The organism is Pseudomonas sp. MUP55 (genome assembly GCF_034043515.1).
Classification (GTDB): domain Bacteria; phylum Pseudomonadota; class Gammaproteobacteria; order Pseudomonadales; family Pseudomonadaceae; genus Aquipseudomonas.
In genome coordinates this window covers 5,057,495-5,081,252 of record NZ_CP138214.1, presented here as the reverse complement: position 1 = coordinate 5,081,252, position 23,758 = coordinate 5,057,495, and the positions used below count along the sequence as shown (strand labels likewise).

General features: G+C 61.3%; 20 protein-coding genes and 1 pseudogene. 13 read left to right on the top strand and 8 right to left on the bottom strand.

All coding sequences use genetic code 11. The annotated features are described in order from the left end of the window. The first annotated feature begins 113 nt into the window (after positions 1–113). From SC318_RS22865 to gdhA, 9 genes are all read left to right on the top strand, one after another. Positions 114–788, top strand: coding sequence for a thermostable hemolysin (locus tag SC318_RS22865; RefSeq protein WP_306494697.1), 675 nt, complete (start codon positions 114–116; stop codon positions 786–788). After that, the gene (locus tag SC318_RS22860) at positions 785–2,347 is read left to right on the top strand and encodes an AMP-binding protein (protein WP_320428555.1); all 1,563 of its coding nucleotides are present in this window, start codon (positions 785–787) and stop codon (positions 2,345–2,347) included. Before SC318_RS22865 ends, SC318_RS22860 begins: the two co-directional genes overlap by 4 nt. Further along, positions 2,344–3,252: a TauD/TfdA family dioxygenase gene (locus SC318_RS22855; RefSeq protein ID WP_320428554.1), complete on the top strand. Its 909-nt coding sequence runs from the start codon at positions 2,344–2,346 to the stop codon at positions 3,250–3,252. The genes SC318_RS22860 and SC318_RS22855 overlap by 4 nt, the downstream gene beginning before the upstream one ends. A 10-nt stretch (positions 3,253–3,262) precedes the next feature. Then, complete coding sequence (locus tag SC318_RS22850) at positions 3,263–4,168, top strand: diiron oxygenase (RefSeq protein ID WP_320428553.1); 906 nt, start codon at positions 3,263–3,265, stop codon at positions 4,166–4,168. A 10-nt stretch (positions 4,169–4,178) separates the two neighbouring features. Then, positions 4,179–5,567 (top strand): MFS transporter, encoded by a 1,389-nt coding sequence (locus SC318_RS22845; RefSeq protein WP_320428552.1) that lies wholly within the window; start codon positions 4,179–4,181, stop codon positions 5,565–5,567. Positions 5,568–5,569: 2 nt separating this feature from the next. Beyond that, positions 5,570–6,352, top strand: coding sequence for an AraC family transcriptional regulator (locus SC318_RS22840; protein ID WP_320428551.1), 783 nt, complete (start codon positions 5,570–5,572; stop codon positions 6,350–6,352). A 103-nt stretch (positions 6,353–6,455) separates the two neighbouring features. Continuing rightward, on the top strand, positions 6,456–6,932 hold the full coding sequence (locus SC318_RS22835; RefSeq protein ID WP_320428550.1) for a DUF2269 family protein: 477 nt from the start codon (positions 6,456–6,458) through the stop codon (positions 6,930–6,932). A gap of 101 nt (positions 6,933–7,033) precedes the next feature. Then, on the top strand, positions 7,034–8,698 hold the full coding sequence (gene ettA, locus SC318_RS22830) for an energy-dependent translational throttle protein EttA (RefSeq protein WP_320428549.1): 1,665 nt from the start codon (positions 7,034–7,036) through the stop codon (positions 8,696–8,698). A gap of 334 nt (positions 8,699–9,032) precedes the next feature. Continuing rightward, the gene (gene gdhA / locus SC318_RS22825) at positions 9,033–10,370 is read left to right on the top strand and encodes an NADP-specific glutamate dehydrogenase (RefSeq protein WP_320428548.1); all 1,338 of its coding nucleotides are present in this window, start codon (positions 9,033–9,035) and stop codon (positions 10,368–10,370) included. Here gdhA and SC318_RS22820 read toward each other — a convergent pair. The 4 genes from SC318_RS22820 to SC318_RS22805 all read right to left on the bottom strand — a co-directional run bounded on the left by SC318_RS22820 (position 10,367) and on the right by SC318_RS22805 (position 14,258). After that, positions 10,367–10,864, bottom strand: coding sequence for a GreA/GreB family elongation factor (locus SC318_RS22820; protein WP_320428547.1), 498 nt, complete (start codon positions 10,862–10,864; stop codon positions 10,367–10,369). The genes gdhA and SC318_RS22820 overlap by 4 nt on opposite strands. Positions 10,865–10,971: 107 nt before the next feature. Continuing rightward, entirely contained in the window at positions 10,972–11,328 is a 357-nt protein-coding gene (locus SC318_RS22815) for a hypothetical protein (RefSeq protein ID WP_306494687.1), read from the bottom strand. Positions 11,329–11,823: 495 nt separating this feature from the next. Then, the gene (locus tag SC318_RS22810; protein WP_320428546.1) at positions 11,824–13,677 is read right to left on the bottom strand and encodes an Lnb N-terminal periplasmic domain-containing protein; all 1,854 of its coding nucleotides are present in this window, start codon (positions 13,675–13,677) and stop codon (positions 11,824–11,826) included. A gap of 92 nt (positions 13,678–13,769) precedes the next feature. Continuing rightward, positions 13,770–14,258, bottom strand: coding sequence for a DUF3015 domain-containing protein (locus tag SC318_RS22805; protein ID WP_010206666.1), 489 nt, complete (start codon positions 14,256–14,258; stop codon positions 13,770–13,772). 265 nt (positions 14,259–14,523) lie between these two features. Here SC318_RS22805 and SC318_RS22800 point away from each other — a divergent pair, with 265 nt between their 5' ends. Next, the gene (locus tag SC318_RS22800) at positions 14,524–16,962 is read left to right on the top strand and encodes a Lon protease family protein (RefSeq protein ID WP_306494682.1); all 2,439 of its coding nucleotides are present in this window, start codon (positions 14,524–14,526) and stop codon (positions 16,960–16,962) included. A 600-nt stretch (positions 16,963–17,562) separates the two neighbouring features. Further along, complete coding sequence (locus SC318_RS22795; protein WP_306494681.1) at positions 17,563–17,880, top strand: PA4575 family protein; 318 nt, start codon at positions 17,563–17,565, stop codon at positions 17,878–17,880. Positions 17,881–17,887: 7 nt separating this feature from the next. Here the strand turns inward: SC318_RS22795 and SC318_RS22790 are convergent, their stop codons facing one another. After that, positions 17,888–19,711, bottom strand: a complete 1,824-nt coding sequence (locus SC318_RS22790; protein WP_320428545.1) for a hypothetical protein — start codon at positions 19,709–19,711, stop codon at positions 17,888–17,890. A 163-nt stretch (positions 19,712–19,874) separates the two neighbouring features. Between SC318_RS22790 and SC318_RS22785 the strand changes: the two genes are divergently transcribed. Next, positions 19,875–20,363 (top strand): TIGR00645 family protein, encoded by a 489-nt coding sequence (locus SC318_RS22785; protein ID WP_005791582.1) that lies wholly within the window; start codon positions 19,875–19,877, stop codon positions 20,361–20,363. A 15-nt stretch (positions 20,364–20,378) separates the two neighbouring features. Here the strand turns inward: SC318_RS22785 and SC318_RS22780 are convergent, their stop codons facing one another. Both SC318_RS22780 and SC318_RS22775 read right to left on the bottom strand, forming a co-directional pair. Further along, complete coding sequence (locus tag SC318_RS22780; protein ID WP_320428544.1) at positions 20,379–21,818, bottom strand: ArnT family glycosyltransferase; 1,440 nt, start codon at positions 21,816–21,818, stop codon at positions 20,379–20,381. A 114-nt stretch (positions 21,819–21,932) separates the two neighbouring features. Further along, entirely contained in the window at positions 21,933–22,829 is an 897-nt protein-coding gene (locus SC318_RS22775) for a LysR family transcriptional regulator (protein ID WP_320428543.1), read from the bottom strand. A gap of 106 nt (positions 22,830–22,935) precedes the next feature. On the opposite strand from SC318_RS22775, the pseudogene SC318_RS22770 reads away from it, so the two are divergent. Beyond that, positions 22,936–23,103, top strand: a pseudogene (locus tag SC318_RS22770) (molybdenum cofactor biosynthesis protein); the annotation flags it as partial. Here SC318_RS22770 and SC318_RS22765 read toward each other — a convergent pair. Next, a complete protein-coding gene (locus SC318_RS22765; protein WP_320431282.1) occupies positions 23,094–23,342 on the bottom strand; it encodes a DUF6124 family protein in 249 nt (82 codons plus the stop codon). The pseudogene SC318_RS22770 and the gene SC318_RS22765 sit on opposite strands and share 10 nt — an antisense overlap. Positions 23,343–23,758: the final 416 nt, after the last annotated feature.

Here is a 23,758-nt window from a genome sequence, read left to right as displayed (position 1 = left end):
TTGGGATGCATAAACGTCCGTTTCAATCGACTTGTTGTCCTGGCTGAGCATGTTACTGGCCAGGGCAGTTACGTAGCTTTGTTAAAGGCAAATGCCGTTAACAGGGATACGTCATGAACAGCTTTCTTCATACCTCAAGCCAAAATGAAATTGATCATGCACGGTTCGAAATAATTAGAAGAAGCGAGCAAGGTGCACCGGAGCCGATAGGCTACATCCAGGATATCTACCACCGGCATTACGGCGCGCACATGACGCCCAACCCGGACCTGCTGATAGCGCGACGCAGTCTGACCAGTGGAGAACTCACCGCCTGCGCCGGCATTTCATTCGCTTCGCCCAACCAGCCGCTGTTTTCCGAACGTTATTTCGACGAGCCGATCGAGGCTGTCCTGGCGTCGCTGAGCCAGCAGTGCCTGCTGCGTGAGCACATCGTGGAAATCGGCTCGCTGGCTTCGGACGACTCCCACGCGGCGGCAGAGATCATCAAGGCGCTGCCGATTCTTGCCTGGTTCATGGGCGCCAAGGCCATCTTGTGCACCTCCACGCGTCGGTTGCGGGTACTGCTCAAATACCATGGTATTCCGCTGCGGATCATGGGCGATGCCGGGGCGGATCGCTTGTCCGAGCTGGAGCTGCGCCAGTGGGGCAGTTACTACGCGCAATCACCCCAGACGGGTGTGATCCTGCTGGAGGAGTGCTCCCACCTGTTCAGCCAGTATTGCGGCAGGCTCAAGTTCTCCGGTTTCGAGCGCCTGATCGGGCATCCCGAGCAGGTGGCCGCATGAATGTGCTGACTGAAATATTGGCCCAGGCCCGGCGCACGCCCCACGCGGCGGCCGTGGTGCAGCTGGACCGGGACAGCACCAAGCCGGAGGCGGTCGCCTTTACCTATCAGCAACTGGTCGCCCAGGCGCGGCAACTGGCCGATGTTGTCGCCCGGGCGACACCCGGTTCCAGTCGGGTCGGCATCGTGATGGGCAACAGCGCCGAATGGGTGTTGGCCGATGTGGCCCTGATGATCGGCGAACGGGTGGAGGTGCCCGTGCCGCTGGCGTTCTCCGTTGATCAGGCGCGGCATCTGTTGCAAGGCTGCGCACTGGTGCTGACCGACGAGCAGGGCGCCCATGCCTTGCAAGCCTGGTGTCACGCGGGCCTGGCGTTAGCGGCCGACGTGCGTCGGGTATCAGCGCGGCCTGGACCGGTCAGCCCGTCGACACCTTCGTCCACGGCTGGCTTGGCGCAGGACGGCGTGATCAAGATCATCCACACCTCAGGTACCACTTCCCAGCCCAAGGGCGTGCAAATTCGTCGCGATGGCCTGGGCGCGCTGGTCGAAGCCTTATGGCAGCGCGCGCAGCCCGAGGACTACCAACGCTACCTGGTGCTGGTGCCGTTCAGCCTGCTGATTGAACAGGTGACGGGGCTGTACATGCCGCTGACGTCCGGCGGCGTGGTGCTGCTGCCCCCGGTCAGCCTGGCGCCTCTGGGCAGCCCCGGCGCACTGGCTGAAGATCGCCTGGCCCTGATTCGCCAGGCACGCCCCACGGCCATGACGCTCACGCCCGCGCTGGTCGAAGCGATTGCCCAGCGTGCCGGCACCTGCGGGCCGTCGATAGCCGAACGTATCGAGCAACTCTTCGGCACCCCGCGCTTGCCGTTGCTGGCGGCGGGGGGCGGGCCGGTGGAACTCGACGTGCTGGTACGCCTGCAGCACTTGGGCATCGAGGTTTTTCAGGGCTACGGCCTGAGTGAGAACAGCTCGGTGGCCACCTGGAATCATCGCGCCGCCAACCGCCTGGGCACCGTCGGCCAGGCGCTGCCCCATGTGGCGCTGCGCCTGGCCGACGACGGCGAACTGCTGGTGCGCAGCAGTTCACTGTTTGCCGGCTATACCAACGAAGACCCCAGCAGTTGCGCCATCGACGGCGATGGCTGGCTGCATACCGGCGACTTGGCCACGATCGACCCGCAGGGTTTCGTGAGCATCATCGGTCGCAAGAAAACCATGATCATCACCGCCAACGGCCGCAACGTGTCTCCCGAGTGGCTCGAAGCAACGTACCGACAGCTGCCGAATGTGGAGCAGGTCATCGTGTTCGGTGATGGCGAAGCCTTCATGGGCGGCGTGTTCATTATCGACGCCCAGGCCGACCCCGCCGAAGTCCGCGAGCGGATCCGGGCCTTTGCCCGCAGCCATTTGAACGAAATCGAGCACATTCAGCATCCGGTCCTGGTGGTGCACAGCGAAGAGGTGATGGGCCGACTGTTCACCGTTACCGGGCGTCCGCGTCGCGATGAACTTTCTTTGTTCCTGCAGGATTCAACAGCGAGGATCTGCGCATGACGCTCTCCACGGTTCCCCACACCGAGCACAGTGGCCTGATCGTGTCGCCCCGCGCGCCCCAGGCACTCTTCGAGCTGGCGCCGGGCCTGCTCAAAAGCATGCTGGCCAGCCATGGCTATCTGGTGTTGCGCGGGTTTGAACACAGCATTGACGGATTTTCGCGCCTGGTACGCCAGTGCAGCGGCCGAATCAGCCTGGACCCGGCACGCACGTTTGACGGCAACACCGCGCAGAAAGTCGACGCCGGCCTGGACGCGGTAGGCCTGCATTGCGAAAACGGCAACAGCCCCTTCTGGCCGGACCTGTGTTGGTTCTATTGCCAGACCGCCCCGGCCCGTGGTTCACAGACCACCTTGTGCGACGGCAAGGCCGTGTACCGACACCTGACGGCCGAGCAGCGCGCGGCATTTACCGAGCGCGAGATCATGTACGCCCGCCGGGTCGAGGCGGACAAATGGAAAACCTACGCCTTTCATGCCCTGGCCCAGGGCACCGACGCGCCGGCCAGCATCGAGGCCGTGACCCTGCAGGATCTGATCTCGCTGACGCCCCAGGACGCGGGCTCCTTGATCGAGCTGAACGAGGACGGCTCGATCACCTACCGCTTTCGCACCCCGGCCATCCGCAACAGCCGGCTTGTGCAAGAGGCCCAGCCGGCGTTTGCCAACAGCCTGTTCGGCCCTTCCAACCATTACGAAGCACCGCGGATCACCTTCGCCGACGGCGAGCCGATCGACCCGCAGTTACTGCACGCACTGGACGGGCTTTGCCAGCAATTGACCGTCGACGTGGGCTGGCAGCGTGGCGATGTGGTGCTGATCGACAACACGCGCGTCATGCACGGGCGTCGGGCGATCGATGACCCCGCGCGCACGATTTTTAACGCCCTTTCCTACCTTGATTAAGAGCATCGCCATGAAAAACCTGAAAACCATCAACGAGCTGGCGCACATCAATTACCTGCACCCCAACCGCATGGAATGGGCGGGTGCGCGCACCGATGACGAGTTGCGCTTTTTGTCCAATGCACTGGTCGGGGAGGCCGGTCAGGAAGACAAAGCCGTGGCCTATTTGTACAAGGAGTTGGGGCAACTGGCCGAGATCGAAATGCACGTGGCCAACACCATGACGCGCATCCTGTGCGAGGCGCAGTCCAACGACGACACGCTGACTGCAGGCGATTCCCTGTACGGCGCGCTGTCTTGCTTTGCTGCCGAAGAAATCAACCACGCCAGCAGCTTCTACCAGTACATCAGGCATCTGTCGGGGCGTGACATCAAGCTCAAGGACAACCTCTTCGCCGAGCGTCTCGCCCTCTACGAAGGCGATGAGTCGCCCAAGATCAAGCTGGCTGCGCTGTGCGCCACGGCGTACGTCGGCGAGTCAGTCATCACCGTGTTCGAGCGCCGGTTGAAGGTGCTGGACCCGATGCAGCGCAGCCTATTGACGCGGCTGTTGCATTTTCATGGCCTGGACGAGGCGCGCCACATCCAGTTCGACCACTTTGTGTTCGACCGGATCATTCCAACCCTCAGCAGCGAAGAGCGCCGCCGCATGCATCAATTGATTCATGACACCGAGGCGATGAACACGCAATTGGCCATCACCAGCGGCGAGCAGATCAAGACGGAATTCGATCTGGACTACACGCAGAACAACCAGGCCGCCCACACCCAGCTGGAGATGACCCTGCGTTTCAGAGAGATCGTCCAGTCCCAGGACCTGATTCGCAAAGTCGACGACTACATGGACCCGGACACCGCGGGCATCGTCAGTGAGTTCTCCCGAGCCAGCGCGATTCACACCCAGTATTTTCATTGAGGATCGCGCCATGAAGTCACAAACGCTTGCCTCGCCAGAGGCCGGGGCAGGGAAGTACCCGCTGAGTGTGGTCGCCGTGCTCGTCGCGCTGTTCCTTGCCGCCATGGACAGCACGGCGGTCAGCACCATCCTGCCGCAGATCAACGCCCAGATGCAGGACACCACCCTGTTTCCCTGGGTGGTTTCCGGCTTCCTGCTGCCGCTGGCCCTGGTCGCGCCGCTGGCGGGCGCACTCGCCGATCGGTTCGGAGTCGGCGCGATGATGAAGGTCAGCCTGTGTGTGTTCATTGTCGCCTCTGTCTGGGTGGCCCTGAGCCAGGACATGATCATGTTGATCGCGGGCAGGGCGCTGCAGGGCGTGGGCGCGGGCGGCATCATCGTGTTGTCCTACTCCTTGCTGGCGTCGCTGTTCGAGGGGCCCAAGCGCGCGAGCATGCAAGGCATGCTCAGCAGCGTCTGGGGGCTGGCGGCGGTGCTGGGGCCGGTGGCCGGCGCGGTGCTGGGCAGCACGTTGAGCTGGCGCGCCGTGTTCTGGCTCAACTTGCCCCTTGGGGTGCTGGCGCTGTTGGCGCTGTTCTTCGCCCCGACCATCGGCCGTGGCCAGGCCAGCCGGCATGTGGACCCGTTGGCGCAGGGCGCATTGGCCGTATTCGCCTGTGCGGCGCTGCTGCTGCTGAGCAACCATCCGCTGGAATGGCTTGCCCACCCGATGCCGGTCCTGACCGTGGTCATGCTGGTCGGGCTGGGTGTATTGGCCGCCCGCGTCCGTGCCGCACCGGACAGCAGCCCGGTGCCGTTGGGGTTCTTCACGCGGCCGGCGCTCGGGGTTGTCATGGTGCTGGTGATGATCTCCAGCGTGGGCTTGTACGCGTCCGTCAGCCTGCTGCCGGTGGCGCTCGATCACGTCCGGGCCAGCGCCTTGTCCGGTGGCGCGCTGATCATGCTGGCCGCGCTGGGCTGGGTGGCTGGCGCGACGCTATGCGGCAAGCGCCTGGCCCGCGTCGGCTTCAGGACGATGGCGGTCGGCGGCATGCTGCTGCTGATGCTCGGCTGTTCGAGCGTGGCGGCCGGGCTGTATTGGGCGTTCTGGCCGGGGATCGGTGCCGGGCAGGTGATGGTCGGGCTGGGGATGGGGCTGACGGCAACCACCACGCTGGTCTTTGCCCAGAACAGCGCGCCGGTGGAGCAGTTGGGGGCTTACACCTCCACGGTGCAGTTCCTGCGCAGTCTCGGCGCCGCTTTTGGCGTCAACGGGATGGTCGCGGTTGCGCTCTACCTGCCGCCGGGCCATGCCTACCCCGCGACTTTCCTGGTGCTTGGCCTGATTATGGGATGCGGTTTACTCTTTGCGTGTGGAATGCCTTCGGCCATTGGACTACGGAAAGACTCACTGGGGTAGTAATGCAAGTTGAAATAACCCACCACGCTGCGCTGGTCGTCGAGCGCCAGATAACCAAGCTGGACGCCGACGAAAGCGAACCCCATCGACACCCCATCGGGCAATTCGTCCTGGTCAAAAAAGGCATGCTGCAGGGCAGTACCGCAGATCAACGCTGGCTGCTCAAGGCAGGCATGGCGGTGTGGATTCCGCCGCAGACCCTGCACGCCGGCGCCGCCGACACCCAGGTAGACCTCACGGTGCTCTATCTGGGGGCTGAGCGGTCCAGGGACTTTTCCCCCCAGCTCAAGCTCATCGATGCGTCTTCGCTGATGATCGCCCTGTGCGAGCGCCTCGCCGAAGACAACGTGCGGCCACTGTCCGACGCCCAGCGCAACTGCATCGTGGAGTTGCTATTTGAAGATATCAGCGCGATTCCAGCCAGTGACATGGTCCTGCCGCTGCCCAGCGACCTGCGGCTCAAGCGCGTCACCGACCAACTGATTGCCCGGCCGGGCATGCGCAAAAGCCTGGCGGAGTGGGGCGGCGAGGTTGGCGCTACCGAGCGCACCCTGACCCGTCTGTTTCGCCGGCAGACCGGGTTGTGCTACACCCAGTGGCACAATCGCCTGCTGCTGGTGGAGGCTTATCGGGGACTGATGGTCGAACACACCAATGAGCGCGTGGCGCAACACCTGGGGTTTGCTTCAAGCGATTCCTTCGGCCATTGGTTTCGCCGGGTCACTGGCAGCAGTCCCGGCAAGGTGCGCAGTACTTTGCAGGGCAGCGCGGAACACCTGGCCTGAAAATGTCCGTTCCGTTCGTTTTTATGTCCTGCCGGACCATTCTGGACGCGCCAGGACTGCCTTAGCCTAGGCCTCTATCTTGATGTGCCACGAGGCCCGGGCGATGACCGAATACGATGCGTTAAGAATTTTCCATGTACTGGCGGCCGTGGCGGCCACCGGCCCGTTGCTGGTGGCCCCTTGGCTGTCGGCGCAGCTCAAACGGTGCGACGAGCTGACCAAGCCCTTGCTGCTGAGGGGATTGACCTTCACGGATCGCTTTTACAACGTCGCCGGTTGGGGGCTGATCCTGAGCGGCGTGCTGATGTTCTGGCTCCTGGACTGGCGCCGCAGCTTCGAAGTATGGTTTATGCTCAGCGTCAGCCTGTTCGTACTCGATTCGGTACTCGAAAAATGCCTGCGCGACCCGGCCAGGGAGGTTCTTGAGCGCACGCAGGCGCAGACCGAGCAGTGGCAACCCGCCGTGCGCCGCATCTACCTTGGCGTGCTGGGCCAGGCGCTGTGCACCTGCGCGATCCTGCTGGTCATGCTGTTGCACAGCCAGATGACGTTGAACATGCTGGCCCTGAGACTCTTCTGACGGAGGGTGGCTGGGCCAGTCAGCGGTCTGCATCTGTTCACAGGGTGATCTTGACGTAGAATGCAGGCCTTTGTTCAGGCTGTTACTCAGAGGGCTCCATTTTGGCTCAATACGTCTTCACCATGCATCGGCTGGGAAAAGTTGTTCCTCCGAAGCGGGAAATTCTTAAAAACATTTCGCTGTCCTTCTTTCCGGGCGCCAAGATCGGCGTGCTCGGCCTCAACGGTTCGGGCAAGTCCACGCTGCTGAAAATCATGGCCGGCGTCGACACCGAGTTCGAAGGCGAAGCCCGCCCGATGCCCGAACTGAACATCGGCTACCTGCCGCAGGAACCTCAGCTGGATCCGACCAAGACCGTGCGCGAAGTGGTCGAAGAGGCTGTCAGCGTGATCAAGGACGCCCAGGCGCGCCTGGACGAGGTCTACGCCGCCTATGCCGAACCGGATGCCGACTTCGACAAGCTGGCCGCCGAACAGGCCAAGCTCGAGGCGATTCTGCAGGCGGGCGACGGGCACAACCTGGAGCGCCAGCTGGAAGTTGCCGCCGACGCGCTGCGCCTGCCGGCGTGGGACGCCAAAATCGAGTTCCTGTCCGGTGGCGAGAAGCGCCGTGTGGCCCTGTGCCGCCTGCTGCTGTCCGCGCCCGACATGTTGCTGCTCGACGAACCGACCAACCACCTGGACGCCGATTCCGTCGCCTGGCTGGAACATTTCCTCCACGACTTCCCGGGCACCGTGGTTGCGATCACGCACGACCGTTACTTCCTGGACAACGTTGCCGGCTGGATCCTCGAACTCGACCGTGGCGCCGGTATCCCTTACGAGGGCAACTACTCCGGTTGGCTGGAAGCCAAGTCCGACCGTCTGGCCGCCGAATCCAAGCAGCAATCGGCTCACGAAAAAGCCATGAAGGAAGAACTGGAATGGGTGCGCAAAGGCGCCAAGGCCCGCCAGTCCAAATCCAAGGCCCGCCTGCAACGCTTTGAAGAAATGCAGTCGCAGGAATTCCAGAAGCGCAGCGAAACCAACGAGATCTACATCCCGGCCGGCCCGCGCCTGGGTGACAAGGTCATCGAATTCAAGAACGTGACCAAAGGCTACGGCGACCGTGTGTTGATCGACAACCTGTCGTTCGCCATGCCAAAAGGCGCGATCGTCGGCGTTATCGGCGGTAACGGTGCGGGTAAATCCACCCTGTTCCGCATGCTGATGGGCAAGGAAACCCCGGATTCGGGCAGCATCGAGATCGGCGAAACCGTGCAACTGGCCTGTGTGGACCAGAGCCGCGACGACCTCGACGGCAGCAAGACCGTGTTCCAGCAGATTTCCGACGGTTCCGACCAGATCCGTATCGGCAACTATGAAATCCCGTCGCGCACCTATGTCGGCCGCTTCAACTTCAAGGGCGGAGACCAGCAGAAGTTCGTCAAGGACCTGTCCGGTGGTGAGCGTGGCCGCTTGCACCTGGCCCTGACCTTGAAAGAAGGCGGCAACGTGTTGCTGCTCGACGAACCGTCCAACGACCTCGACGTTGAAACCCTGCGTTCCCTGGAAGAAGCCCTGCTGGACTTCCCGGGCGCCGCCATTGTGATCTCTCACGATCGGTGGTTCCTTGACCGCGTCGCGACCCACATCCTGGCGTACGAAGACGACTCCCAGGCGGTGTTCTTCGAAGGTAACTACACCGAGTACGAAGCCGACCGTAAGAAGCGTTTGGGTGAGGCCGCTGCCCAGCCGCACCGTGTGCGTCACAAAAAGCTGGCCTGATTCGGGTTGGTGGTGTGAAAGAGCGGAGCCTTCGGGCTCCGTTTTTTTTGCGCGTTTTTCAGTGAGACCGAGTTGGAGCCATCGGGGGCAAGCCCCCTCCCACATTTTGAAATGCATTCCAATGTGGGAGGGGGCTTGCCCCCGATGACTATCTAACTATTGGTGCATAACCCGGCCTGAAATCCCCATTCAGGGGCAAAAAAGCCGCTTTATTTATACCAAATGCACCATTTAATTTCACAAAGGCGACATTTTGCCCTGTCACGGTGCGAAATGAATTGTTAGAGTCCGGCTCAATCTCTGTTTAACAACAATCATTTTGCCGAGACTTTTCATGCACGAATCCGTCGAATCCTTCCTTGCCCGCCTCAAGAAACGCGACCCTGACCAACCGGAATTCCACCAGGCCGTAGAAGAAGTTCTGCGCAGCCTGTGGCCGTTTCTTGAAGCCAATCCCCACTACCTGACCTCGGGCATTCTGGAGCGCATCTGCGAGCCGGAACGCGCAATCACCTTTCGGGTGTCCTGGGTGGATGATCACGGCAAGGTTCAGGTCAATCGCGGTTTCCGTATCCAGATGAACAGCGCCATCGGTCCCTACAAAGGCGGCTTGCGCTTCCACCCTTCGGTGAACCTGGGCGTGCTGAAATTTCTCGCTTTCGAACAGACCTTCAAGAACTCCCTGACCTCGCTGCCCATGGGCGGGGGCAAGGGCGGCTCGGACTTCGATCCCAAGGGCAAGAGCGACGCCGAGGTGATGCGCTTCTGCCAAGCGTTCATGAGCGAGCTGTACCGCCATATCGGCGCCGACGTTGACGTACCGGCCGGCGATATCGGCGTGGGCGCGCGGGAAATCGGCTTTCTGTTCGGCCAGTACAAACGCCTGAGTAACCAATTCACCTCAGTGCTGACCGGTAAAGGCATGACCTACGGCGGCAGCCTGATCCGCCCGGAAGCCACCGGTTTTGGCTGTGTGTACTTCGCCGAAGAAATGCTCAAGCGCGACGGCCAGCGGGTCGAAGGCAAGCGCGTGGCGATCTCCGGTTCGGGTAATGTGGCGCAGTACGCTGCGCGCAAAGTGATGGACCTGGGCGGCAAGGTGGTTTCCCTGTCGGACTCCGAAGGCACCCTGTATGCCGAGAGCGGTTTGACCGAGGAGCAATGGTCCGCCTTGCTCGCGCTGAAAAACGTACAGCGCGGCCGCATCAGCGAGCTGGCCGAGCGCTTCGGCCTGGAGTTTCGCCCAGGCAAAACGCCATGGGAGCTGGCTTGCGATATCGCGCTGCCCTGCGCCACCCAGAACGAACTCGACGCCGACGCGGCCCGCGCCCTGCTGCGCAATGGCTGCCGCTGTGTGGCCGAAGGCGCCAACATGCCGACCACCCTGGAGGCAGTGGATATCTTTATCGAAGCGGGCATTCTGTTCGCGCCGGGCAAGGCCTCCAATGCCGGCGGCGTGGCCGTGAGCGGCCTGGAGATGTCGCAGAACGCCATGCGCCTGCTGTGGACCGCCGGTGAGGTGGACAGCAAGCTGCACGCCATCATGCAGTCGATCCACCACGCCTGCGTGCATTACGGCGAAGAAAACGGCCGGGTCAACTACGTGAAGGGCGCGAACATCGCAGGCTTCGTCAAAGTCGCCGATGCGATGCTGGCCCAGGGCATCGTTTAACCCTGGGGCTCGATGCGCAGCACTTCGATCAACTGATCGCCGACGGGGCGCTTCCAGAGCACTTCGTCCCCCACCTGGGCGCCCAGCAACGCGCGGCCCAGGGGCGAACCCCAGTTGATCAAGCCCGCGTTGGCGTCGGCCTGGTCTTCGCCGACCAACTGAATGCGCTGCTGTTCGTCCTGCTCGTTGGCGAAGGTCACCCAACTGCCGATCTGCACCTTATCGGTGGAAGTCGCCGGCGCCACGACCTGGGCGCTCTGCACCCGCTGGTTGAAGTAGCGCAAATCGCGCTCAAGGTCGGCCTGGCGTTGCTTGTCAGCCTGTTCGCCCCTGGCAGATTCTGTGCTGTGCTCCTGTTGCAACTGCGCCACCTTGGCCTGCAACAGCGCCAGACCTTGGGTGGTCAAGCGATTTGGCTGCTCACTGACCTGACGCTCCACCGGCTGATCGGCCTGGGCGGCGGCGTTATCTTCATTCACAAAAGCTCGGCTCATGACATTCTCCTCAATGGAGTTTGGGCCATGCCCACCGCACGATCGTTCCCGCGCTCTGCGTGGTAACGCCGCTTGGGACGCTCTGCGTCCGCTTCTAACGCGGCGCGCTATTGCGAGCGATAAGCCTTGGCCGCATCCCGATCTTTTTCCTGCTGCCATTCATGCTCGCGGTCGTCCCGGCGGCGGTCCTGATAGTCGCGCAGCTCCTCGTTCTCACGCATGGCCTTGCACTGGCGGAAACCGTCTTCCCAGCCTTCGGCGTATTGCCGGTCTTTCAGATAGCGCGCAACGTTCTTGCGAAACTCCCCCGTGATCACCCCGGCAGCCTGGCGACCACTGCTGCAACCGTCGTCAAAGCCATCGGCAAAGGCCGGCGGATAACCCTTGGCCAGCAAATCCTGATGGGTTGTCTGGCAACCCAACAGCCCAACCACCGCACACAGCATGACCGCATACCGCCACATGGCGAACTCCCTGGCCGATTTACGGCTGATGGAGAAAGTCTAGTCAGGGATTTGTCGAGGCGGTGTGAAAGGGCTGTGAGAAGTAAGTTTCATCGTTCCCACGAGCGTGGGAACGATCTGCGAAAAGCTTGACACCGCCCTTGGGGCGAGGGAGCTTGCTCCCGCTGGACTGCGCAGCAGGCCCACGCATTTGGGGCCGCTTCGCGCCCCAGCGGGAGCAAGCTCCCTCGCCACAGGGGTTGTGTCGTTTGGTGGGGCGTCAGCGGCATTGGTCGAGGCTGTCGATGTGGGTTCGGACTTCTTCGAGGCTTTTGCAGTTAACGGCCATGTTGATGGTGCTCCTGGCAGGCGACGCAGCGTACTTGGCTATACGAGAACCAAATGTGGGAGGGGGCTTGCCCCCGATGGCTGAGTGTCAGCCACTGCATCGGGGGGCTGGTTCACCGCTATCGGGAGCAAGCCCCCTCCCACATTTGGATGTTTGTCCGGCTTGAATCAGTAGTGATACCACTTCACTTCGAGCATCACTTCATTCACCGGTGTCGACAAGTGGCTGTATTCGCGCTGGGCGCTCAAGCGCAGGCCCAGGTTGCGCGACAGTTCCCACTGCTGGTTGAGGCTGATGCTGCGCCGTACTTCGCCGTTGGTGAAGAAATCCCCTTTGGCCTCCAGGCTCATATTGCCCAGCGGGTTTTTCCACAACACGCCGGTGTTGAACCCGGCCGCTGGCGAGATGGCTTCGCTGAAGTCATTGTTGTGTTCCACACGCACGGTGCCGAGGGCGAAGCCGAGCATGTCGTCGCTCAACTGCCAGGTGCCGCCGGCGCCGCCGTTGACGTGGGCGACCAGGGTTTCGTCGTCGTGTTTGCCCGGTACGCGCTCCAGGCCGCCGGTGACTTGCCAGGACCAGGGCTGCAGCAGGGCGTTGCGCGGGGTCAGGGAGCGGATGGTGGCCAGGTCCAGTTGCTGCAGTTGCCAGTGGTTGCCTTCGTACTGGCGCAGTTTCATCTGCAGGATCTCGATCTGTGCGCCAAGGGGAAAGCCCTCGGCGTTGTCGTTGAGGTCGTGATAGGCCATGCGCAAGCCGTATTCGCCGAAGGCTTTGTCGCCACGGGTACCGATGCCGGCCTGCCAGGTGCGCGACTCGTGACCGTTTTCCGGCAGGCCGGGCGGGGTGATCTTCAGGTCTGGCGCAGGGTTCTGGTTGATCGCGCGCAGCAGTTCAAAGCTGCGCTGGGAGCGTTCGGTGTCGCGTTCCAGGCCGTTGGCGCGGTAACGGCCGAGGCGATAGGCGGCATCGATGATCAGCGCCTGACGCTCGCGGGGCAGGGCTTTGAAGGCCGGCGCCTGCAGCTGCTTCTGGTCGTCGCTGATGCTGAGCACCCATTGTTGCTCATCGCCATCCAGCGGTTTGGCACGCTCGAGCAGTTCGCGCTCACGGGAGGGGCGATAGTCGATTTTCTCTACCAGGCCCGCGTCTTTCACGGCCTTGACGGTGTCGGTGGGGATTGCGGTCAGCGGGAACTGTTCGGTCAGGCGCAGGCCGGGGCGCGCCACTTGCAGCAGTTCCAGCAGGCGGTAGGAGCAGTTTTCATCGAAGAAGAAATAGTCGAACTGGATCTGCTTGAGTTCCCACACGTGCTCGACCATGCGCTTGGTCTCGACTTCGGTGAGGTTCAGGCGGTATTCCCACAGGTCACGGTTTTCCAGGCTGCGGTATTCGGAGAGTTTTTCCTGATAGGGCACCAGGGCGAACAGGCCGGGGTAGCCACCCATCAGACCCTTCCAGGCATAGAGGATGCTGTTGTCCGAGCCTTCGATGTAGGCGCCGAAGTTGATCGCGTAGCTGAGCAGCGCGGTGTTGTTGCTTTGCACGTCGGCCTGGTCGATGCGCAACAAGGTGTGGCCGAACATCGAAGACGGGCTGTTGAGGTACGCCGCCGGGAAAATCATCACCGCGCTGTGGGGCGCGACGTCGCTGAACCACTGCTTGAATTCCTTGCAGTCCACCGCCGGCAGGTCGTTCAGTTGCAACTGGTCCTTGAGCCAGCGGGTGCGGGCGGGGTAGACACATTGGGCGTGCTTTTCACCCAGGCTGGCCGGTGCGTACAACGCCTGCACGGTGGCCTTGAGTTCGGCGTCCGGATGGTGCGCGCCATCGGCGGCGAGGAAAAACTTCTTGTCGCTGACATAGCTGCGCCAGCCCTTGATCTTGCCGGCTTCGTAATGGCCCAGGGATAACCAGAAAGGGTCATTGGCCAGTTGCTGCAAACGTTGATCGTCGAGGTGCGGTGCCGCATGCAGCGGGGCGCAGGCGAAGAGAGCCAGGCAAGCGAGGCGTTTGAGCATGGGGGCTACTTAAGTCGGACTGAAAAAAAGACCCAAGGGGGACAGGTCAAAAAAATAAAGCCCGCGCCTCAAGAGACGCGGGCAGGTCGAGCTTAAGCCTGGGTAGCGTATTTCGCCAGACGGGCATCACTTTTCAGTACGGCAATGGTGTTGTTGTGCACGTCGTCAGCGGTCACGTCAGCCTTGCTGAAGATCTGCTGGAAGTGCTCGTGGGTCACGGCCGCGAAGTGCTCGCGATCTTCCGGTGCCACGCCCAGTACCACGGCGTAGGTGGTCAGCGCTTCGCCGTTACCCTTGGCCATGTCTTCGGACAGCTCGTTCATCATGCCATTCATGGCAATCCACGACTTGCCGCCGTAGCTCAGCGCGCTGTTGGTGCTGCAACCGTTGGTGCCCGAGGTCATGCCGAAGGTGGCGTTACCTGAGGTGCCGTTGGTGGTGGAGGCAAGGAAGTGGGCCGGAGTACCGCGCTGGCCTTCGAACAACATGTTGCCCCAACCGCAGTTCGGGCCACCTGGTGCTTCTGCCATTGCATTGAGGGAGACGACGGTGAAGAGAGTACCAAGAAGGATCCGTTTCATAGCTTTGTTCTCTTTGTGTGCAAACCAATGGACAAGGGTTCAGGCGCTTCGCAGCACCCTAGGGGCCAGTTATTAGTCCAACCCGCGCAGTTTGGAGTTTAGGCAGGTTCCAGGGGTTCCGTGATTTTTTATAAAACATTCGGTCTTGAACGTTTTTTTTGTACGGCGCGGGTGCTGTCTACGCTTTCCCAAAAGCGCGCCTTGCCAGAGCGCGCAACCGAGAGCCAGAATGCCCCATCTGCCCCGCCTGATGTAAGGAAGCCCGATGCCTGATCCTGTTGCTGCCAGCTTGCGTCTAGCGCCCGAAGCGCTGACTCGCCCTTTCTCCGCTGAACAGTTCAGCTTCTCGACCACCAATGATTTGGAGCCCTTTCGCGGTGTGCTTGGCCAGGAGCGTGCGGTTGAAGCATTGCAGTTCGGCGTGGCGATGCCACGTCCCGGTTACAACGTGTTTGTCATGGGCGAGCCCGGTACCGGTCGCTTCTCGTTCGTCAAACGTTACCTGAAGGCCGAAGGCAAACGCCTGCAAACCCCGTCGGACTGGGTGTATGTGAATAATTTCGACGAGCCGCGCGAACCGCGCGCCCTGGAATTGCCAGGCGGCGCCGCAGCGGCGTTCATCGCCGATATCAACGGCTTGGTCGACAACCTGGTGGCGACCTTCCCGGCGGTGTTCGAGCACCCGACTTATCAACAGCGCAAAAGCGCCATTGACCGTGCGTTCAACCAGCGTTACGACAAGGCCCTGGACGTGATCGAGCGTCTGGCCCTGGAAAAAGACGTGGCGCTGTACCGCGACAGTTCCAACATCGCCTTCACGCCGATGCTCGATGGCAAGGCCCTGGACGAGGCTGAGTTCTCGCAACTGCCGGAAGCCGACCGCGAGCGCTTCCACACGGATATTTCCGAGCTGGAAGAACGCCTTAACGAAGAGTTGGCGAGCCTGCCGCAGTGGAAGCGTGAATCGAACAACCTGCTGCGCCAGTTCAACGAAGAAACCATCACCCTGGCCCTGCAGCCTTTGCTCGCTCCGCTGTCGGAAAAGTACGCGGAAAACGCCGCCGTCTGCGGTTACCTGCAGGCCATGCAGGTCTACCTGCTGAAAACCGTGGTCGAGCAATTGGTGGACGACTCGAAGACTGACGCCCAGGCGCGCAAACTGCTGGAAGAGCAGTACTGCCCAAGCCTGGTGGTTGGCCATGCGGTCAACGGCGGCGCGCCGGTGGTGTTCGAGCCGCACCCGACCTACGACAACCTGTTCGGCCGTATCGAATACAGCACCGACCAGGGCGCGCTGTACACCACGTACCGTCAGCTGCGCCCAGGCGCGTTGCACCGTGCCAACGGCGGCTTCCTGATCCTGGAAGCAGAGAAGATGCTCGGTGAGCCGTTTGTGTGGGATGCGCTCAAGCGCTCCTTGCAATCGCGCAAATTGAAGATGGAGTCGCCGCTTGGCGAACTCGGGCGTTTGGCCACCGTGACGCTCAACCCGCAGATGATCCCGTTGCAGGTCAAGGTGATCATCATCGGTTCGCGCCAGCTGTACTACGCGTTGCAGGATGCCGATCCGGACTTCCAGGAAATGTTCCGGGTACTGGTGGACTTCGACGAAGACATTCCGATGGTCGACGAAAGCCTGGAGCAGTTCGCCCAGTTGCTCAAGACCCGCACCTCGGAAGAGGGCATGGCGCCGCTGACGTCGGACGCGGTGGCGCGACTGGCGACCTACAGCGCACGCCTGGCGGAACATCAGGGCCGCTTGTCGGCGCGCATCGGCGACTTGTTCCAGCTGGTCAGTGAGGCGGACTTCATTCGCCACCTGGCGGGCGACGAAATGACCGACGCCGGGCACATCGAACGTGCGCTCAAGGCCAAGGCCACCCGCACCGGTCGCGTGTCGGCGCGGATTCTCGACGACATGCTTGCCGGGGTGATCCTGATCGACACCGCAGGCGCTGCCGTAGGCAAGTGCAACGGGCTGACGGTGCTTGAGGTGGGTGATTCGGCATTCGGCGTACCGGCGCGGATTTCCGCCACGGTGTACCCCGGCGGCAGCGGGATCGTCGACATCGAGCGTGAGGTCAACCTTGGCCAGCCGATTCACTCCAAGGGCGTGATGATTCTCACCGGTTACCTGGGCAGCCGTTACGCTCAGGAATTCCCGCTGGCGATCTCGGCGAGCATCGCGTTGGAACAGTCCTACGGTTACGTGGACGGCGACAGCGCCTCCCTGGGCGAGGCCTGCACCTTGATCTCGGCCTTGTCGAAAACACCGCTCAAGCAGTGCTTTGCCATCACCGGCTCGATCAACCAGTTTGGTGAAGTGCAGGCGGTGGGCGGGGTCAACGAGAAGATCGAAGGCTTCTTCCGCCTGTGCGAAGCGCGCGGTTTGACGGGTGAGCAGGGCGCAATCATTCCCCAGGCCAACGTGGCCACACTGATGCTCGACGAAAAGGTCCTGCAGGCCGTGCGCGCCGGGCAGTTCCATGTCTATGCGGTGCGCCAGGCGGATGAGGCGCTGAGCCTGCTGGTGGGCGAGGATGCCGGCGAGCCGGACGCCGAGGGGCAGTTCCCGGAAGGCACGGTCAATGCTCGCGTGGTGGAGCGTCTGCGTGCGATTGCGGAGATGATCAGCGAGGAAGACCTGAAGGAGGCGGAAAAGGAACTGGCGCAGCAGGCGCTGGCCGAGGCCAAGCCGAGCTGATTTCTTGAGGCCACCTGGGTCAAAAAATGTGGGAGGGGGCTTGCCCCCGATAGCAGTGTGTCAGTCAAGAATACTGAGGCTGACCCACCGCAATCGGGGGCAAGCCCCCTCCCACATCACGCTCCCGCGTGGGAATGTAGCCCGTGACGCTCTGCGTCACCCATGCGCAGTAACTGAAGTCTGCAGCGGTGGCGGGACGCGGAGCGTCCCAAGAGGCATTCCCACGCAGAGCGGTGGGAACGATCAATGCGCGCGTGGTAGAGCGTTTGCGCGCGATCGCGGAGATGATCAGCGAGGAAGACTTGAAGGAGGCGGAAAAGGAACTGGCGCAGCAGGCGCTGGCTGCGGCTAAGCCGAGCTGATTTCTTAAGGCCACCTGGATCAAAACATGTGGGAGGGGGCAAGCCCCCTCCCACATTTTGGTTTGTGAATGCCATTAAATTGACGAACCTACGCAAGCCAATGCCGTTGGTCTCTACAACCTTGGTTTGTCGTGTTTTTCTTCTATCCTCAGTTTAAGGATATCCACAGGAGTCGCAGGATAGAAACAGCCTCGCCTTTGCGCTGGGGCTGAACGCCGATCTACCGAGGGTCGCCGCCATGCCGCGCAACCTTTGCCTTACCCGCCAGTGCCTGGGCCTGCAAACCCGTATCGAATGCTCCATCCGCCCCCTCGCCGGGGAGACGGGGATGTGGACGTTATTGTTTGCCGCCGGCATGTCGGGCGAACAGCCTTCCACGGTGAAGTCTCAAGGCCCGTTCCACGGGCCATTCGTGGCAGAAACCATGCTGGGTTCCATCGTCGACAGCCTGACCCTGCATGGCTACGAGCAGTTGGACGAGCCGCAAATCTGGTGCCTGCACCTGCAGGCCCATCTGCGCCAACTCAACGGCGGCCAGGAGCAGTTGGCCCTGTAACCACGGGCTATTTGCTTTCCGGTTTATCCAGTTTGACCTCGAAGCCATATTGCACGGTGTCGAGGTCGGTGCGCTGGTAGCTTTCCAGGGCGGTCGGCTGGCCGTAGAAATAATGCACGTCGAACATCGCCGTGCCGTATTCCTCGGCGCGGTGGCTCACGCCGAGAATTTCCTTGAGGTAGTTGCCGCTGCTGTCCTTGGCGTAGAAGCGCCAGCTGTCGGAGGGAAACGCGCGCTGGTCGACGATCAGCGCGTTGTCCTTGAGCGCCAGGCCCTTGGGCAGTTGGGCGGGGTCAATCGAGGCCTTCTCGATGGTGGCGAGGAACAATGGCACCGAGCCGACCACGAACGCCGGGGTTTCCGGGAACAGGTTGAGGTCATAGGTCAGTGTGCCGCTGGCCGCGTTCAGCTCGAACGCTTCGGTGGGCAACTCGATGGGTTCGCCGCGTTCGCCTTTGTCATCGGCCGCGAAAAAGGTGATCGGCGCGTCGCTGTTGTTGCGTTCGGCGCCAACCAGGTCGTCGTTGAAGGTGAAAGGGTGGTCGAACACGACTTTCGCGGCACTGGCGTCTTCGGTCGATTGACTGATGGTGACGCTGCTTTTCAACTGTTCTTCGGTCATCGATGCATCTTTGAGCCAGCTGGCGGCAGCGTCGTCATACACCGTGACCGGCATCGGCAAGGGCTGCACGGTTTGTTGCAGGCTGTTTTTGTCGAAGCGCATCACGGGCAGGTCCAGCTCCTTGCGGGTCACCGTGGCCTTGGAAAAGTCCAGGACATTGACCTGCAGCGTGTCGACCATCCCGTTGAAATACACCTTGGCGTAATGGCTGTTCTGTTGATGCTCGAAGGCTTTTTGCGCGTCGGTGAGCTGCTTTTCGAATGCCTCGGACCAGGCCTTCTGCTTTTGCATCTCGGCCAACTGGTGCTCATAAAACGCCACTTGGGCGGCATTTTCGTTGATTGAGCCTGAGCGGGTGAGAAATTGGCCTGTGCCGTCCCGTGCCTGCACCAGCAGTGGGTTCGGCGAGTCGTCACCCAGCTCGGCAGCGAGGGGCTCGCTGTTGGTCAGTTCGAGTTCGGCGTAATTCTTCTCCAGCGAGAGCAGGTTGAGGGTGATATTGCCCTCGGTGCGCGGGTGCCCCACGTCCTTTTTCGACAGGTCAAAGGCCAGCACTTTGCCTGGCGCGGCGACTTCGATCGCACCTTTGAGGCTGACCGGTTGCGGCTGGCTCTTGTTTTCGGTCTCGATACCCTCGATGAACGGGTAGGTCACCGTCAGGTCGTCGGGGTTGGTCAGGTTGGAGCTGCTCGGGCTGAGCTGGATGCCGGGATCGGTTTCCGACCATTCCGGCTGGTAGGGCACGACTTTGTTGTTGCTTAGCGTCACCGACTGCCATTCCAGGCCATGGGGAAAGGGGAACTGGTCTGGAGCGTTGAACGTGAACGGAAACACCGGCTGTAAATCCGTCAGGTAGTCGGAGTGGGAGCCCCTGCGCAACACGAACAGGCCATTGATGTAGGTGTCCACCAGGGCCTGGGGCGTGGGGTAGTGCTTGAGCAGGGCGAGGGTGTCTTCGCCGTATTCGGCTTCGATGGGCTTGGCGGCGAGCTTGAGGCGCGCGCGCTCGAGCAACAGCAGCGAGCCGCCGAGGTCGGCGATGGCGTCGCGCAGCTTGGGGTCCTGGATGGTATCGAGAGACTGTTCGAACTGGCTGGTTTTCTCTTCGAGGCTGGCCTGCTTCTGCTCTTCTTTGGGGGAGCAGCCGCTGGCCATCAGCAACGCCGCACACAGGCCGAGCGTGGCCAAAGGGGATCGCACATCCATCATCAGAGTTTTCCTGTCCGACATCATCGAGCCTGGTTGATGGGCTCGACACTAGCAGAAAAATTCTCTTACAGATGCCACTTTGGCTCAGTTTTCTCGCGGTGACAGGTGTCGGGTGGCGGCTGGTATACTCGGCGCCATTTTTAGCCAAGCTGTGTGAGATTCAATGGAACGTTTTATCGAAAATACGATGTATGCCTCGCGTTGGCTGCTGGCTCCGATCTATCTGGGGCTTTCCCTGGGCCTGCTGATCCTGGCGCTGAAGTTCTTCCAGGAAATCATTCATGTGATTCCCAATATCTTCACCATGCTGGAAGCGGAAGTCATCCTGCTGCTGTTGTCGCTGATCGACATGGCCCTGGTCGGTGGTCTGCTGGTGATGGTGATGATTTCCGGCTACGAGAACTTCGTCTCGCAACTCGATATCGACGAAAACAAGGAAAAGCTCAACTGGCTGGGCACCATGGACTCTTCGTCGCTGAAGATGAAAGTAGCGGCCTCCATCGTGGCGATTTCCTCCATCCACCTGTTGCGCATCTTCATGGACGCCAAGAACGTCGATCCGCAGCACCTGATGTGGTACGTGATCATCCACATGACCTTCGTGGTCTCGGCGTTTGCCATGGGTTACCTGGACAAGCTCACCAAGCATTGACGGCCCGCGTCGGCCTTACTGCTCGACGAAGTAGTAAGGCTGGCGGTTGACCGACATTTTCTTGATCACGGTCACGTTCTGATCCAGGCGATCGGTATGGTCCAGCAGCGCGACGTTGCCGGGCCTGGCGCTTAGAAATGCGCGCAATTGGGGCTCGGTCTGCAGAATCGGCAAATAGGCTTGCAGATAAAACACACTGGCGCCGGCGATCCGTTCATTGGGCTGGTACAGCGCCACTTGTTTGCCCTCATCCTGCAATAGCTGCACCTGGCTGATGACGGGCACGAATGAGTGACGCGCATCGGCTTTCGGCGCAAACCAGAACGCTGCGCTCAGGTAGCAGGCGATGGCCAGGCTGAACACGGCGCCGATGATGCGCCGGTGGTAGCGGTAGAGCGCCGGCTTATGTGTGCTCACCCACTCCAGCAGCACCCGCGCATATTCGGCAGCCAGTACGGCGGCGGCCGGGGTCAGTGCCATCAAATAGACCGTGCGTTTGCTGGAGGCCAAGGTCAGCAGGGTGAACTGCGCCACCAGCCATACGCTGAAAAACAGGCGGTAGCGGTTGCTCGCCAGGCTTTTGCGAAAGTGCCAGAGGCCCAGGTACACCAGGATGTTCCATGGCAGGAAGGCTTCCGGCAGTTTGGCCAGGTAGTAGTAGAACGGCTCGTAGTGCCCGGCTTCGACAAACGAACCGCTGAAGCGTCCGACACTGTTGGTCCACAGCACCTCGCCAACGGCCTGCATGCCGCCGCGTTGAAACAGAAACCCCAGCCAGATCAGCAGCGGCACCAAGGCCAGCAGCGTGAACAGCGCTGGCTTGAGCCAGTCGCCAAGACGCAGACGCTTGTCCATCAGGCTGGTGCAGGCCAGGTAGACGAAAATCACAATCCCCGGCATCGCCAAGCCCAGCACGCCCTTGCTCAACGTGGCGATGACCATCCCCGCCGTAAATAACGCCCAGGCCCACACCGTGGAGCCCTGGCGCTCCGACTCGGGGCGCATCGCCTGATAGAACCCCAGCAACGCCGCGGTCACCCCCAGGCTGAGCAATGAATCCTCACCCACCCCGCGCACATTGCCCCAATAGCTGGCCATGGTTGCCAGGATCAACGCCGCGCTGAACGCCAGTGTGCTGGGCCGCCCGAACCGGCGCAGCATGCCGTAAAGCAGCATCACGCTGAACAACCCGGCAAAGGCAGACGCCAAGCGCACGGCGCCGGTGCTCGCGCCAAACACACGAATCGCCCCGGCATCCAGCCAAAGGCTCAGCGGCGGCTTTTCCAGAAACGGCTCGCGAAACAGGCGCGGCACCACCCAGTCATTGTCCAGGTGCATGGCCATGGCGATCCCGGACACCCGGGCCTCGGTGGAGCCTTGCAGTTCATGGTTGCCCAGGGCGAAGAAAAACAGCAGACCAGCGAGCAGGAGCAGCAGGGGAACGGGACGCGTCATGGAGTGACTACCGAGCAGGGGGACCGCTCGGGGGAGCGGCCATGGCTACCGGCTAGTATAAGGAGGGGTTTCTTAACGCTTCGTGAACGAGTGTGGGGTTTTTGTGAGGCCCGGTTAACCTTGCCCCTTGGCGGCAAACAGCTCTCTTGCGTGCGCAAAACACTTCTCGGCGATGGCCGAACGCGGTTCGGTCTTGCGCATCACCATGCCCAGCGGCGCGAGCACGCTGGCGTCCGGCAGTTGGATAAACGCCAGGTTTTCAATTGGGCTCTCCAGGGCACTGTCCAACGGCATGATTGCGCAGCAAAAGCCTTCATGGATCGCCTGGAACAATTGATACGTTGAATCGCTTTCAAGAATAGGCTGGGGGTCGAGGCCACGACTGCGAAAGCTCAAGTCGATGGATTTTCGATAGTGCATGCCCGTGCTGATCATCCCCAGGGGCAATGCGGCAGCGTCTTCCCAGCTCATTTCGCTGCCTTCAAAGTGAAAGTGGCGCGTGTCGTACAACAGGCCGACACGGGTTTCGCCCAGTTCGAAAAAATCCAGGTAACTGGCGTTCACGTGGTCCAGGTAACACACCCCCAAGTCCAACTGATTGGTGCCCAACGCCTCGATGATCTTGTCCGAACTCATGGACGTCAGGCTGAACTTCAGCTCGGGAAACGTCTGGGACAGCCCCTGAATGTAGCTGATCGGGTTAAAACCACTGAGCGGCACCAGCCCCAGACGCAAGTTACCCACCAACTGCCCCCGACACGCCGCCGCTTCAGCGAACAACCCGTCATGGGCCGCGAGCAACGTCCTGGCCCAGGCCAGCACCCGCTCACCGGCCTCGGTAAAGCCTTCGAACCGCTGACCACGGGTCACCAACTCCAGACCCAACTCATCCTCCAGCTTGCGCAGGCGCATCGACAACGTCGGCTGAGTGATATGACAGCGCGCGGCGGCCTGGCCGAAGTGGCGGGTTTGCTCCAGCGCGATCAGGAATTTGAGTTGTTTGATGTCCATCAAGGCACCTGCCAGGAGTAAGTGAACGGTCGTCATTGGCGCAAGATCAACGCAGGAGAAACAGCCTCAAAGGCATTCGATTGATAGCGGCATGCCGGACAAAGACATGAGCGTAACGTCGGATGCCGTGTTTGTACCGCTGAATATTGCCGTATTGGCTGTCTGTGTTACGTCCGGGCAATTGTTGATCAGCCGGCTACTGGAGGCTGGACGCCGCTTGCGTGAACGCAACCTGCTCAAGGATGACCTGTATAAAGGCCCCGCTCAGGTTGCGACAGGTGGCTGCATAGTGGCTACCTGAGTATCCAGCATCCGCTCCAGCAGCAACTCACCCAGCACAATCAGCTGTTGAGCAGCCAGCAACTTGTGGCGGTGCGAGCCTTCCAGTTCAAAGGCCAGATCGGTAGTCATGGCGTTCAGCGAGGCGAGGGTTTCACTGGCTTGGACCAGCAGGGTTTCGGCGGGGATGCCTGGGGCTAGGGTGAAGAGGGTGGTTGGGGGATTGGGGGTGATCTTTCATAACTGAAACTCCTTGATTGGTGGAGTCGCCAGACATCGCTGCTAAACGAAAAGGGTGGCGACTGTACGCGGGTTAGCAGACCAGGAATCAAGGAACCCGGCGCACCCGAAAGTGCCCCTCGCACAGCCGCCATAACGCAATCCAGCGGATGCTGAAAGCATCGCTTGAAAGGAAGGTGGCTTTGCAGGCCTTGATATTAACCGAGCTGCTAAACCCGGTCGCTGATTTTGCAGCGACGGTGGCAGATTAGCGGGGTGGGAGCGGGAGGGGGAGTTCATCAATGGCGCGACTTTTTGCAGGAAAATTCCGAAGGCCTTTCCCCCGGGCTTTTTAAAGCCCAGAAACAACAAAATCCGCAGAAGGCGGGTTTTGTTGATGCTTCGAATTGGTGGGCCGGGGGGATTTGAAA